Genomic DNA, 13,575 nt, shown 5'->3' with positions numbered 1-13,575 from the left:
TTTACCCTCCGCAAATTGGACAGTCTTCTTTTTTAGTTACTTTTACTTCATGTATTTTCACAGTTTCTCCATCAAAGAATATCATTTTTCCAGCAGTTGTTTCTCCTATTCCAGTTATTATTTTAATGGCTTCAAGTACTTCTAGTGATGCAATTACAGCTGGTATTACTCCTAGAATTGGTATTATGTCTGTTTGAGGTGGCTCTTTTGGAATAACGCATTGGAGGCATGGACCTTTTTTTGGAATGATTACCATCATTTGTCCAAATAAACCATGTACTGCTCCATGAATGAATATTTTATTTAGTTTAACACATGCTTTATTTAGTAGGAATCTTCCCTTATAGTTGTCCATTCCATCTATTACAATATCGACTTTTTCAACTAATTCTTCAACATTTCCATTGTTTATTTCAGCTATAATTCCCTCTATTTCTATTTCAGAATTCATTTTTCTTAATTTTTCAGCTGCTACTTTTGTTTTAAATTTTCCAATGTCTTTTTCTGAGTATAATATTTGACGATTAAGGTTGCTTTCTTCAATTCTTCCCTTATCCACTAAGATTATCTTCCCTATGCCTGCAGCGGCTAGATATATTGATGCTATACATCCTAATCCACCGATTCCTGCCACTAGAACCTTTGCTTTTGAAAGAGCTTTTTGGCCTTCTGTTCCTATTATTCTTATTTGTCTGTCATAACGTTCTGCATTTTCTAGGGTTTCTTTTTTCAATTTTAGTCCCCCAGTTTCTTCATTAGAGTTAATGCTCTTGGCTTAAATCCTTGTTTCTTATATAGGTTGATGTTTTCTTCATCTTTTACATAACAGTCCGCTATTACGTATCTTATTCCTTTTTCTTTGAAAACTTGCATCATTTCTTTTATCATGTTCTCTTTTATTTTTGTGTTTTTTAGTTGTTTTTCAGTATAGACTTGGTAAATGTATCCTATTTTTTCAACTTTAAATATTTCTAGTGGTTTTTGAACAATCCATCCCCATATGAAACCTATTATCTCTTCTTTATGTTCAGCTACTAGAACTTCTCCTCCCATTAGAATATTTTCTTTTAGCCAGGAATGAATATAGTAGTGTGCTTCTTCACTTAACCTCAATATTGGATCATAGGGTATTTCTCTTCTTTGTGCATTGAGTACTAAGTGTGTTATTTTGTCTAGATCTTCTTCTCTCATTTCTCTTATCTTCATTTATTGTCCACCATATCAATCATATTGATTTGTAGTAAATGATATTTGTTACTCAAAAATGAGTATTTACTCAAAAAAGACAATCTTTATATGGGTTTTTCGTATAGTTTTGTGAGGTGGTGGATTTGAGGCGTGGTGTGATTGTTACGATGACTGCTTTGTTTTCTGCTCTTTCAATGATTTTAACTGTTCTTAAGTTTGAACTTCCTTATCCTCTACTGCCCTATTTAAAATTTGATTTTGCTGAAATTCCGACAGTTATTGCCTTTTTTATGGTTAATCCTTATTCAGGATTTGTTTGCTCTATTCTTCACTGGTTCTTCTTAATGTATCGTAGTGGTGACATTCTTGGTCCTTCTATGAAGTTTGCTGCTGTAGTTTCAATGTTAATTGGTTTTAGGGCAACCTCCATATTGCCTAAGAGATTTTATTCGAATCCTTTTCTTGCTAAGTATTATTTTGGTATTTGTTCTTTTGTGGGAGGATTTATTCGAATTGTAGTTATGTCTATTTTTAATGTTATTGTTTTACTTTGGATAGCTCCTCAATACTTGGTTTTTGCTTCATATATGCTTCAAAATGTGTTAGGTTACTTGCCTAATATTGATGAGGCGTTATACTGGACCTTGATATTTACAGGGATTTATAATGGGGTTCATGTGGTTTTCTCAATTGTTCCTGCAATTATATTGTTAAGAGTTCTGAAGAGTAGATTTAAATATCTAGAAGGTTGTTTTAGCTAAAATTTTATTTGCATATTCTAGTTCTTTTAACGTATTTATGGGTATCCATGTTGTTTTGTCGTCTCCCTGTAGTGTCATGCTGTATAGTTTCTTCATTTTTGCTAGTTTTGGTAGTACTGTGGCTTCAAATTCTATGGGTTGTGGTAGATTTATGTCGATTTCTTCAATTACTGTCTTAAATGCTTCAGCTTCCATTATGCATACTCCAATGCTTGTTGGTAGATGGATTTTTGGTTTTTCTTCGAATTCTAGAACTAATCCGTTATAATCTGTTTTTGCTACTCCATATGGATATGTTGTGGATGATATTAATAGGACGGATGCCCATATATTGAAGACCTTTCTTCCATATAGATGGTGTGCCATGAATTTGATTGGTAGATACTTATCCAGTTTTAAGTCGTCTGGAAATGTTATTATTCCTCTTTTATCTCTGTCAATTGTTTGGTTTTCTAGTGCATTTTTTAATGCTTTTCCTTTTCCAACTTTCTTGACTGGGGGGTCTTCAGAATATTCTATTTTTATTCCAAGTTTTGAGCCATTGCCTAGATGATTTTTTATTTTTTCTCCTAAATGGCCGATTAAAATTTTGAAGTCTTTAAATCCACAGTTGCAGTAGAGTTCGATTTCTCTTTCAATAAGCGTTTTTCCTCCTACTTTTACTAATGCTTTGGGAATGTCTGGGAGGCCTAGTCTTTTACCTACTCCTCCAGCTAGTATTATTACTTGTGTTTTCTCTATTTCGTTTTGAAGTTCATTTAATGTTCTCATTTTTTTCACCTTTCCTTTCTCTTATTTGTTTTAACTTGGAAAAATAAGCTTCTTTTAAGAATGCTAGTTCTGGTTTTGTGAATAGTTGAAATAGTCCTGAACCTTCTGGGGTTAAGTAATTTATTGAGTAGTATGGTTCAAGAGTTGCATTTTTCTTTTCTATCATGTTTATTATTACTTTTCTTATTTTTAGAGGCTTTTCTTTTGTTTTTCGTTTTCTGTTTTTCATGCTATTTGTTATTTATGCTTAGGTTATTATATTGTTTTGGGTAGTATTTTTCTAGTAATATGTTTATTATTTTTTCTACGCCTTCTTCTGGGGGTGTTCTTTCCGTGTCTATAGTTATTTCTGGTTTTTCTGGTTCTTCATAGGGAGATCCTATTCCCGGGACTGTTTTACTTTTTCCAGTCAATGCTTTTAGATAGATTTTTGGGGGTGCTCCATATGTTTCTTTTCTTCCCATTTCTCTCTTGATACATGTTTCTAGTTTGCATTTAAGGTATACTTCCATGAATTTTTCCATGTTTTTTCTAGCTAGTTCTCTATATTTTCTTTTATTTCCAGTGGCGTCTATTATCACATTTACATCGTTTTCTGTTAGAACTTTAGCTGCATATACTAGTGCTCCGTATATTATGTCTCTTTCTTCTTCACTATATTTTGGTTTGGGTGTGGCTATTTTCCTTAGGGCATCTGATGATATTATATACGCTTTTATTCCTTTTTCTTCTAGTTTATTCTTAAGTAGTCTTGAAATTGTTGACTTTCCACTGCCTGGTAGTCCTGTTATCCAGATACACCATCCCTTTATCGTTATCCCTCCAAGTATTTATTTACATCCTTAATGTTGAATTTGTTTATATGAAGCATTTTTTCAATGAATTTAAATAGTTTTAATCTTACTTCTAGGGGTAGGTTTGGATACCAGATGGGTGATGCTATGACTAGGGCTCTCCATGTATAGAATGGTTGTACTACTTCTAGTATTTCATGGTCACCTGTTAATTCTAAATACGTTCTCCAGAATTCTTCGAACAATTTTTTGAAGGGCCCCTCTAATCTGCCATATGCTTGTAGACTGTAGAATATGTAATTTATTGTTAGTGCTGTTACATCGTCTGCTGGTTCACCATATTCTCCTCTACTTCTATCTAATAATGTGAATGTGTTTTCGTCTTTGAACATTATGTTCCATGGATGAAAGTCGCCGTGAACTTGACTTAATCGATATGCTTTGTTTTTAAGTTTCCATCTCCAGTTTATGCATTTTTTCTCTATTTTGATAAAAAATTCCTTTTTTACATACTCTAAGTTCTCTGGATAGCTGTCTATTAATCCCATTATACATTCCCCATGTCCTATTAATTCTCTTGTTTTTCTAATGTATAATGAGGGGTCATTACCCTTTACTGAATGTATTGTAGCTAAGTATTTTGCTAAAGCTTTACATTTTCTAATATCTATGCTTGTGAGTTTCTTCTCCCTTTTTATTTTGTCAAGATCTTTATGATATAATTCTCCTTCAGCTTTCTCCATTAGGATGAAGAATTCCTTACATTTCCCTAGTGAAATTATTTGATTTTCATGGGTGAATGCTCCAACGTCTATTGATTTAACATGTCTTGGTAGTTTGTTGAAGGCTTGATGCTGCCACAATAATATTTTTGCTCTATCGGAAAAATGATGGTGATTGAAGATGCTTGGTTTTATTGTGCTTAAGACTACTTCTTTTTCTTCGCCATTTACTTTAAACTTTATTAGGTACGGTTTACCATACCCAAATTCCTTTAGTTTGTCTAGTTGCTCAATTTTATCTCCAAGTTCTCCTATCCCTATAATTTTTACTTTTTTTTCATTGAATAGTTTGCTTAAATATTTGGATAGTTCACTTACGTCTAGCAATATGTACACCATTTCATTTATTGTCTTTCTTCAAATTATTATTTAAGTAGATTCTTTTGGTTATAGGAGGAATAATTCTTCCTCAATCGTTCTTTTTTTAATGCTTAGGTCTGTACATTTAATTTTTAATTCTCCATATAATTCAGCCCATTTATCTCCATTAAAGACTGCTGATGCAATTCTTCCTATGGCGTCTGCCTTCATTATTCCGTAGCCACTACCTCCTCCTACGACAATTAAATCGTTTTCTTCAAATATTACAGGTTGTCTATCAATGGTGGTTACTTCATATATGGAGGACCATGCGTTTGACGGTCTCATGTCTTTAAATTGAGGAAAGTAACATTTTAGAATTGGATATATGTTTTTCTCATAAAATTTAAAGTCTGGTAAATATTCTTGTTCGATTTTGAATGGATTCCCTAGAGTTAATCCATGCCCAATCCAAAAAGCTTCTTCTTCAATTTCTGGTTTTATATATACTTCCGGCTTTGGGATTATTGTGAATGGCATGCATTTTTCTTTGTTAAATCCCTTAGTGTGAAGGATTTTTCTTAATTTCTCATTTTTTGCTTTTATAACATGGATATTCTTTTTTAGGGGTCTTATATGGGAGTCTATTCCTATGTTGTCTAGTAATTGTTGCATCCATCCTCCTGTTGCAATAATTGTTTTCTCTGCTAGAATTTTCTTTCCATTTACTTTTATTCCTGATATTCTCTTCTCTTGCCAGTAATATGGTTCTCCAGGTATGCTTAATGGTTTACTTGGATCTATTAAAATTTGATTTACTTTGTGGTTGTAGACTATTTTTCCTCCCATTTTTATGAATTCTTTTTCATAGAATTTTACTAGGGCGTCAACACTTATTGTCCCTGCATATTTTGCTAGTACTCCGATTTCAATGTTGCTTAATCCAATTATTTTTGCGTCTTGACTTCTATCTTTGTTTGTTTTTACTCCTAGTCTCTTCATTAGAGTTTTTGCTTCTATTATTTCATGTTCAGTTCCCTTTTCTTTCATTTCTTTGAGGTTTTTCTTTATTTCAATATATTGCTCTTCATCTAGCAGCCATAGAAATCCTATCCACCTGATTTTTAAGTTATATTTTGATTGTTTGTGTATGTCTCTATAGAATTCTATTGAAGATACTGCTAATTTTCTGCTGATTTCCGATTTGAAGAATCCTTGGAAGCATCCAGCGCTTTTTCCAGTTGCTCCGAAGCCAGGACCTTTTTCCTTTTCTATTATGAGGATGTTTTTATTTGGATTATTTTTCTTTATATGATATGCGGTTGACAACCCTATTATTCCTGCACCTATAATTACTGCATCATAATGCATAATTACCTTATGTCTTTTTTATTTGTTATTTAGTTTGTGAGGATATTTTTATTCTTCTGCCTCTTCCTCTACTTCTTCCCATTCCTCTTCTTCGCTCCACTCTTCCTCTTCAATTTTTAAATCTAACCATCTCTCCTTGCTTTCTGACATTTTGTATCCCTATTTCAGCTTATAGTTTGAGGGATTTAGCTTTTTTGATTAATATCTTCATGAATTGCCTTAGAGTAATTTTATTTTAAACTGTTACTTTATGATTGTTTGGATAGAGAACTATTTATATTTACTAAATATTATAGTCTTTTAGGTGGTTATTAATGAAAATAGTTTTCGAATCTAGAGATTATATCATTACTTTGACTGATAAAAAGCTTGAAATAGACTTGAAGCGTGGCGCCAGAGCTTATATCGAAAATATTTTAGAGGGGAGTAGATTCTACAAGACTTTGCGATGGGTTCTATCATATGTATTTCCAAGGGATTTCTATTTAGATGAGATTTTAGATATAAACTGTTCTCCTAATGGAGAAGTAATTATTAGAGAAAAAACGCCATTTGGAGTTAAAGATACCAAAATTACTGGTTTGACTCCTTCACAAGCTGAACTTTTAGCTAAGACTGTGAAGTCTTTGCTTGAGAAAAGTAAAGTGAAAATGATTACCGGTGAGGAAGCATAGTCCATTTTTTATTTATATCTCAAGCAATTTAGGTTATGGTTGATATCTAAATGGATGTCTGAATATTTCCCTATGTTTCTGTAATTCTCTTATTTTTGGTCTTTCTTCAATAGCTTTTCTTATAGCATATCTCATGGCTTTAAAATTGTTTGCTAATATTCTTTTTTCATTAGATGCTGTTGGATGTACAAATACATTTGCTATTATAATGATTTCATCGACAATTTGTTTTGGTAGGAATCCGTCTTTAATGCTTTCGTTAACTGCTCTTTTTATACCTTCACCTGCTACTTCATAGACTAATTTTGCCTGTTTTTTACTTCTTATTTTTACTGTGGGTATAATTATGGTTAATGGTTTTTCTGTGATTATTTTTGGTTTATGTTCTTGTACACATTTTTCAATTATTTCTTTAGCTACTTTTCCTAGTGGCCCATTTTTTAAGCCTAATATGAGATCTATATGTGCTATTTCAAATATTGGTGGTCCTGCAAATCCTTCTCCTACTTTGAATGTTAATCCGTATATTTTCTTTGGTGTTTCTGGGATAGCTGGGATATGAGTTATTATACTTTTTTCTTTGTCTAATATGAATTCTACTGGTTTTTTCTTTATTTTTCCTAGGTCTTCTAGAGTTATTCTTAATTCTTCTATGTCTGCGAAGGTGAAGAAGTCGCCTGGTATCATTGGTTTTCTTGTTTCTCCAATTTTATATCCCATCATGTTTAATGCTTCCTTTACTGCGACTGCTCCTCCTTTTACAATTAGCCTGGTTAATTTTTGGATTTCTCTTTGTATTTTTCTTGCTTCAACATGTTTTCTGTTTTTTATGGCTTTGTATAATTCTACCCATTTGTCTGGAATTATATTTGCACTTGCCAAGATTACTCCATCTACACCTGCCATTAATGCTGTTGCGGCTATTTCATCATGTCCGCATATTATGGATATTTTTCCTTTAACTTTTTCTAGTAGTGTGTTTATTAGTTTCATACTTCCGCTTGAATCTTTTATTCCAATTATGTTTTCAATTTGTGATAATCCCTCTACTGTCCACCATTTCATTTCAAATCCTGTGCATTGGGATATATTGTATAGGACTATTGGGAGCTCTACTTTTTCTGCTATTTTTTCATAGTATTCATATACTTCCTTATCAGTTAATTTTAAGTAGTATGGTGTTACAATTAATGCTGCGTCAACTCCTATATCTTTAGCTATTCTTGTTAGCTCTATAGTTTCTTTGATTGTATTTGCTCCTGTCCCTGCAATTACAGGGATTCTATTGTTGACTTGGTCTACTGCTATTTCTATTGTTCTTATTTTTTCCTCTTTTTTCATGTAAATGAATTCTCCGGTTGTTCCCACTGGAACAATTCCTGTTATCCCCTTTTCTATTAAATGTTCGATTAATTCTCGATATACTTCTTCGTTTATACTGTCTTCTTTAAATGGTGTTACTATTGCTGGTATTACTCCGTAGAGTGTTTTTTTGTTCTTCATCCTGTCACCTCAATTTTTGATAACGCCTTTTTCATAGCTTTATAAGTGTTTTTGAAGGCTTTTCTTCTATTTGTTAATGATGGATTTGCTAGTACTTTTACTATTATTACGTATTTTTCTATGGTTTCTTCTTTGACTTGTTTCTCTGTTATATAGTCGATGATTGCCTTTGATATTGCTGCTTGTATTGGTCCATAAATTATGCTTGCTTGTCTTAAACTTTTGATTTCTATTTCTGGTATGATTATAGTTGGTGGTCTTATCATAAGATTTGGTTCTAGTATTGCTGTTAATGCTTCGCGTCCATTTATGAGTCCTGCTAAGGCTTTAATATATGCTTCAGTGATTTTTGTTTCTTTTTCCCCTATTAGAATTGCTATGGTGATTTTGTCTATGTTTTCTCCTTCTTCTCCTTTACTTGCCTTTAGTCCTTCTTTATTAATTGTTTCTGCATTTATTCCTAAGTCTAGGAAGAGTTCCTCTAATGGTTTTTGCTCTTTTTCTATTTTTGTTTCTTTTACGGGTATTAATCCTAGTTTTTCTAATTCTAGTTTTATTTCTTCCATGTTCTCTAGTGTTAGGCTTCCCCCTAGACTTAATGGTTTTCTAGCTGTTCCAATCTTTATTCCTCTCATTTCAACTGCTTTTTTAACGGCTAGTATTCCTCCTTTCCTAGTTATAATTCTCAATAATTTTTGTATTGATTTTTGGATTTCAGCTGCTTCTTGGATTTCGCCTTTTCTTACTTTTTCATATATTTTTATCCATATTTCAGGTATTATGTTTGCTGTGGCTAGTATTGCTCCTTTTGCTCCAATTATTAATGCTGGCATGACTATTTCATCATAGCCTATGAAAATTCCTATTTTCTCTTTTACTCGATTTATTATTTCTAGTATGTAGGCTAGGTTTCCACTACTATCTTTTAATGCCACTATATTGTCGAGTTCGGCTAGGTCTTCGATTACTTCTCCGCTTATATAGTATCCAGTGCATTGAGGTATGTTATATAAGACTATCGGTATGTTAACTTTGCTTGAGATGGTGTAGTAGTGTTGATATACTCCTTTATCTGATGGCTTTAGATAGAAGGGGCTTACCACTAGTATTGCATCGGCTCCTATGTCCTCAGCAATTTTTGCTAGTCTAATGGCTTCCTCTGTTCCGCTGGCTCCTGCTCCTGCTATTACTGGTATTTTACCATTGACATGATCTACTACTATTTCATAAACCTTTCTTTTTTCGCTTTCTGTCATATACATAAATTCTCCAGTTGTCCCTACTGGTACAATTCCATGTACACCTTTTTCTATTAGAAAGTCGACTAGTTCTCTTAGCTTTTCTTCGTTTATTTCATCTTTTTTGAAGGGTGTTATTAATGCTGGAAGAATGCCTTCTAGAGCTTTCTCCTTTTTCATTTCAATCATCTCTTAAGGTTTAGGTATGGCTAGGTCTGATGCTCCTTGCTTAGATAGTTTTGCTTGGGGATAGTTGGCTTCAATTATTTCAATTATTATTTCAGCGTATTTCACTTTCTCTTTTGCTAGGAATGCTAGTGTATCTGGATTTGTCCATGGCCGGTATAGATTTGATGTTCCTATTCCAGGCTCTATTTTAAAGTAGCATGGTGCTGCTACTCTCACCATTTCGGGGCATTCATAGAATCTTACGTATCCACCAAATGACTCAAAAAGATATACGTGTATGTCTATTGGTATGCTGATTGCTTGTCTTATTGCAGCTAGCTGGGGTAGTGTTAAGTCACCTGTTGGATTGAAGGTTGTTGCCCCTAGCATTTCTAGGACTTTTGCTCCAGCTGGATTGGCATGTCCGGCATATATTGATACTTTGAAGACTATATCATTTGGTATTTCACCAATTTTTTTGAGCTCATTTAATGCCCATAGTAGTCCTTCATCTGTTATTAGGAATCCTCGAAATCCTATTTCTATACTTCTCATTATATCTGTGATGATATATGATAGTTGGTCTGCTCCCCTATGTCTTAATCCAGATATTCTACCTTCTGGAGTTATAAATTGCCTCCCAACATCCCATGCTGGTCGTGGGCCGGGTGTTAATATTACTTCCATTTTTGCATTTGCTGCCATTTTAGCAAATTCTTCAAGCTCTTTTTTTGATAGTAGTGTCGATCCCATAACTGTGCTTATGAGTCTATGTACTGGTACGTCTCTTTTATCAGCTTCATTAATTAGTGCTTCTAGTGTGGATGGTCTTTCTACGCCTGAAATTTCTATTCTATATTGACATTTATCGGGGAAGGTTTTTGTTGAAGTTGGGAGTTCATATAAGTCTCTTCCAGGTAAACCAATTTTTTCTAACATATTTTTTGCATCTTTAATCCTCATGAAGGACACCCATTTAACTCTTGGTGATTAAATTTTTAAATGATTGTGAAAAGATTCAATTTTAACTTTACTTTTGATTGTTTTATTTTTAAGATATATGTCGTTTTTGATGTTTATGCTTCAAAGAATAGTTTGTGTATGTAATAGTATTTTCCTCTATGCGAGATTGGTTCTGCTTTTAACACGTTTAGTAATTCTTCTTTTTCTAGGTTTTCATTTAATGTTACTGAGATTACTTCTCCTATGAAAATGGTGTGATCACCTGCTTTATATTTTCCAGCCATTTTGCACTCGAAGTGGGCGATACATTCTTTTATTAAGGGGGCTTTGATTTTATTGGCTTTAATTGGAGTTAAACCTGTTTCTTTGAATTTGTCTACATTTCTTCCTGAGTGTGTTCCACAGTAAATTATTTCTCTAACCAGTTTTTTGGGAGGTATGTTAACTGCGAATTCACCGTTTTCCTCAATTAGTTTATGTGAATATCTTTTCGGTGATACTCCTATGGCTAGTAGAGGTGGATTAAATGAGATCGGCATATACATTCCAATGGTAATTATATTGGATTTATTCTCTTTGTTAATGCATGTTACAAGCACAACTGGGCTTGGAGGGCTAAATCTAACATAGTATTTCGATGGATAGCATTTCTTTTTCTGCATTCTTATTTCTCCTTTTATTCAATTTTATATATATTGAACGTTAAAAGGGTAGTGGAAAGTTTAAGCGTAATTTTTATCTTTCATTTTTGGTGAAAGTGATTTGAGGTGTAGTAGTAAAACTTAAGAAACCTTTCTCATATTATCTTTCAGCTCTAATTTCAATGTTGGTGGTGTACTATGGTAAAGTTCAAAACTACTGAGCATGTCTTAAGGTTGATGAAGAATTTAGAGCAGGTTAGGAATATTGGTACTTTGGCACATGTAGATCATGGGAAAACAACTTTATCTGACTCCTTGTTGATGGCTGCAGGAATGATTTCTCCTAAGGTTGCAGGTAAAGCATTAGCTTTAGATTATGTGCCAATCGAGCAGATGAGGCAAATGACCGTTAAGGCTGCAAACGTCTCTCTCTATCATGAATGGAATGGTAAACCCTATGTTATTAATCTTGTCGACACCCCTGGACACGTAGATTTCACAGGGCATGTAACTCGTTCACTTAGAGTTATGGATGGTGCGATTGTTGTTGTTGATGCTGTTGAGGGGGTTATGACTCAAACTGAGACTGTGGTGCGTCAAGGTCTTGAAGAGAGAGTTAGACCTCTACTTTATATTAATAAGATTGATAGGTTAATTCGTGAACTTAGATTGTCTCCAACTGAGATTCAAGAGAAGTTAATGGAGATTATTCGTGATTTTAATGCATTGATTGACTTATATGCTGAACCTGAATTTAAAAATAAGTGGAAAGTTAATCCAGCTAAGGGTCAAGTTGCATTTGGATCGGCTTTGCATAAATGGGGCGTCACTATACCTATTGCTCAGAAAAAAGGTCTAAAGTTTAGTGACATTATCAATGCATATAATAGTGGTCCTGAAGCTGTAGAGGAACTTGCAAAGGAATTCCCATTGTATGCTGCTATACTTGACATGGTTGTGGAACATATTCCTAATCCCCGTGAAGCTCAGAGGTATAGGATACCTAAGCTTTGGTCTGGTGATCTAAATAGTGAGATTGGCCAAGCAATGTTAAATTGTGATCCAGATGGACCACTAGTTATCTGTATTAGTAAAATTGTTGTTGATCCTCATGCAGGTTTAGTTGCTACTGGACGTGTTTTTAGTGGAACGGTTCATAATGGAGATGAAGTATACTTAATTATGGCTAGGAGTAGTGGTAGAGTTCAGCAAGTAGGCTTATATATGGGACCTTACCGTGAAGTAGCTAATGAGATAAGTGCTGGCAATATTGTCGCTTTATTAGGCTTAGATAGAGCTAGAGCTGGAGAAACCATTGTTGATTTAAAGTACAAGGACGTTATGCCTGCATTTGAACGCTTAAGGTATATTAGTGAACCTGTAGTTACTATTGCTATTGAACCTAAAAGAAGTAGTGACCTACCTAGATTGGTTGAAACTCTACGTAAAATGGCTATTGAGGATCCAACACTTCAAGTCAAAATTAATGAGGAGACTGGTGAGTATTTGATTAGCGGTATGGGCACTTTACACCTTGAAATTGCTTTATGGGATTTGCAACAAAGAACTGGTGGAATACCAATTGAGACTTCTCCACCAATCGTCGTTTATAGGGAGAGTATTAAACGTTCTGCAGGACCAGTGGAAGGGAAGTCTCCTAATAAGCATAATAGAGTTTATATTTCAATCGAACCTTTAGATGAGACTACTTTGAATTTATTAGCTGAAGGTAAAGTTTATGAGGATCAAGACTGGAGAACACGTGCAAAAATACTTCGTACAGAAGCTAATTGGGATTCTAGTGAAGCAAGGGGCATCTGGGCTATAGATGAGCATCTAAATATTCTGGTAGATGTTACGAAAGGTGTTCAATATTTAAGAGACATTAGAGATACAATCATTTCTGGTTTTAGATGGGCTATGGAGGCAGGTCCATTGTGTCAAGAACCTATTAGAGGAGTTAAGATTAAGCTTGTAGATGCAATGGTTCATGAAGATCCAGCACATAGAGGTCCTGCTCAGATTATGCCTGCCACTAAAGATGCTATTTTTGCAGCATTCTTAATGGCTGAACCAATAATCTTAGAGCCTTTATTGAAGATTGAAGCTAAGGTTCCACAGGAATTTTTAAGTGGATTATTAAGAGTTTTAACTTCTAAGCGTGGAAGAATTCATCAAATGGAGCAGCATGGAATGTTAATGTTAGTTAGGGGAGAAATTCCTGTTTCTGAAACCTTCGACTTAGCAGATCAGATTAGAAGTTCTACTCAAGGAAGATGCTTCTGGAGTACTGAATTTTCAAGATGGGCTCCAGTTCCATCTCAATTGGCAATGGAGATAATTAAGCAAATAAGAAAGAGGAAGGGTTTACCTCTAGAGATACCTCGTCCAGAAGATTTTCTGCCAAGGTGATTGTTTATT

14 protein-coding genes are annotated in these 13,575 nt (G+C 33.9%); 3 read left to right on the top strand and 11 right to left on the bottom strand.

The genetic code is table 11. The features are described from left to right. Position 1 precedes the first annotated feature (1 nt). Together ACW8TM_RS05890 and ACW8TM_RS05885 are read right to left on the bottom strand one after the other, a co-directional pair. Complete coding sequence (locus ACW8TM_RS05890) at positions 2 to 733, bottom strand: HesA/MoeB/ThiF family protein (RefSeq protein ID WP_491532347.1); 732 nt, start codon at positions 731 to 733, stop codon at positions 2 to 4. Between the two features lie 2 nt (positions 734 to 735). Next, positions 736 to 1,206, bottom strand: a complete 471-nt coding sequence (locus tag ACW8TM_RS05885; RefSeq protein ID WP_491532346.1) for a GNAT family N-acetyltransferase — start codon at positions 1,204 to 1,206, stop codon at positions 736 to 738. 125 nt (positions 1,207 to 1,331) lie between these two features. Here ACW8TM_RS05885 and ACW8TM_RS05880 point away from each other — a divergent pair, with 125 nt between their 5' ends. After that, on the top strand, positions 1,332 to 1,949 hold the full coding sequence (locus ACW8TM_RS05880) for an ECF transporter S component (protein WP_491532345.1): 618 nt from the start codon (positions 1,332 to 1,334) through the stop codon (positions 1,947 to 1,949). Here ACW8TM_RS05880 and ACW8TM_RS05875 read toward each other — a convergent pair. The 5 genes from ACW8TM_RS05875 to ACW8TM_RS05855 are packed head-to-tail and all read right to left on the bottom strand — an operon-like array spanning position 1,929 to position 5,967. Next, complete coding sequence (locus ACW8TM_RS05875) at positions 1,929 to 2,720, bottom strand: nucleotidyltransferase family protein (RefSeq protein WP_491532344.1); 792 nt, start codon at positions 2,718 to 2,720, stop codon at positions 1,929 to 1,931. The two genes, ACW8TM_RS05880 and ACW8TM_RS05875, sit on opposite strands and share 21 nt — an antisense overlap. After that, positions 2,704 to 2,949, bottom strand: coding sequence for a hypothetical protein (locus tag ACW8TM_RS05870; protein ID WP_491532343.1), 246 nt, complete (start codon positions 2,947 to 2,949; stop codon positions 2,704 to 2,706). Before ACW8TM_RS05870 ends, ACW8TM_RS05875 begins: the two co-directional genes overlap by 17 nt. A 1-nt stretch (position 2,950) precedes the next feature. Then, positions 2,951 to 3,517, bottom strand: coding sequence for an adenylyl-sulfate kinase (locus ACW8TM_RS05865; RefSeq protein ID WP_491532430.1), 567 nt, complete (start codon positions 3,515 to 3,517; stop codon positions 2,951 to 2,953). 17 nt (positions 3,518 to 3,534) lie between these two features. Beyond that, complete coding sequence (locus ACW8TM_RS05860) at positions 3,535 to 4,632, bottom strand: phosphotransferase family protein (RefSeq protein WP_491532429.1); 1,098 nt, start codon at positions 4,630 to 4,632, stop codon at positions 3,535 to 3,537. Between the two features lie 51 nt (positions 4,633 to 4,683). Next, positions 4,684 to 5,967, bottom strand: a complete 1,284-nt coding sequence (locus ACW8TM_RS05855) for an NAD(P)/FAD-dependent oxidoreductase (RefSeq protein WP_491532342.1) — start codon at positions 5,965 to 5,967, stop codon at positions 4,684 to 4,686. 314 nt (positions 5,968 to 6,281) lie between these two features. On the opposite strand from ACW8TM_RS05855, the gene ACW8TM_RS05850 reads away from it, so the two are divergent. Continuing rightward, the gene (locus ACW8TM_RS05850; protein ID WP_491532341.1) at positions 6,282 to 6,641 is read left to right on the top strand and encodes a hypothetical protein; all 360 of its coding nucleotides are present in this window, start codon (positions 6,282 to 6,284) and stop codon (positions 6,639 to 6,641) included. A 33-nt stretch (positions 6,642 to 6,674) separates the two neighbouring features. Here the strand turns inward: ACW8TM_RS05850 and dapA (ACW8TM_RS05845) are convergent, their stop codons facing one another. The 4 genes from dapA (ACW8TM_RS05845) to ACW8TM_RS05830 all read right to left on the bottom strand — a co-directional run bounded on the left by dapA (ACW8TM_RS05845) (position 6,675) and on the right by ACW8TM_RS05830 (position 11,175). Then, positions 6,675 to 8,144 carry a 4-hydroxy-tetrahydrodipicolinate synthase gene (dapA, locus tag ACW8TM_RS05845; RefSeq protein WP_491532340.1) on the bottom strand — a complete coding sequence of 490 codons (1,470 nt, stop codon included), beginning with the start codon at positions 8,142 to 8,144 and terminating at the stop codon, positions 6,675 to 6,677. Beyond that, positions 8,141 to 9,562 carry a 4-hydroxy-tetrahydrodipicolinate synthase gene (dapA, locus tag ACW8TM_RS05840; RefSeq protein ID WP_491532339.1) on the bottom strand — a complete coding sequence of 474 codons (1,422 nt, stop codon included), beginning with the start codon at positions 9,560 to 9,562 and terminating at the stop codon, positions 8,141 to 8,143. Before dapA (ACW8TM_RS05840) ends, dapA (ACW8TM_RS05845) begins: the two co-directional genes overlap by 4 nt. Positions 9,563 to 9,574: 12 nt before the next feature. Then, the gene (locus ACW8TM_RS05835; RefSeq protein WP_491532338.1) at positions 9,575 to 10,513 is read right to left on the bottom strand and encodes a hypothetical protein; all 939 of its coding nucleotides are present in this window, start codon (positions 10,511 to 10,513) and stop codon (positions 9,575 to 9,577) included. A 113-nt stretch (positions 10,514 to 10,626) separates the two neighbouring features. Continuing rightward, positions 10,627 to 11,175, bottom strand: coding sequence for a flavin reductase family protein (locus tag ACW8TM_RS05830; RefSeq protein ID WP_491532337.1), 549 nt, complete (start codon positions 11,173 to 11,175; stop codon positions 10,627 to 10,629). Positions 11,176 to 11,352: 177 nt separating this feature from the next. On the opposite strand from ACW8TM_RS05830, the gene ACW8TM_RS05825 reads away from it, so the two are divergent. Further along, positions 11,353 to 13,566 carry an elongation factor EF-2 gene (locus ACW8TM_RS05825; RefSeq protein ID WP_491532336.1) on the top strand — a complete coding sequence of 738 codons (2,214 nt, stop codon included), beginning with the start codon at positions 11,353 to 11,355 and terminating at the stop codon, positions 13,564 to 13,566. The last annotated feature ends 9 nt before the right edge of the window (positions 13,567 to 13,575 follow it).

This window comes from Candidatus Culexmicrobium sp., from assembly GCF_058356305.1.
The sequence above is the reverse complement of the archived record's forward strand: the minus strand, read 5'-3'. Positions and strand labels throughout refer to the sequence as shown.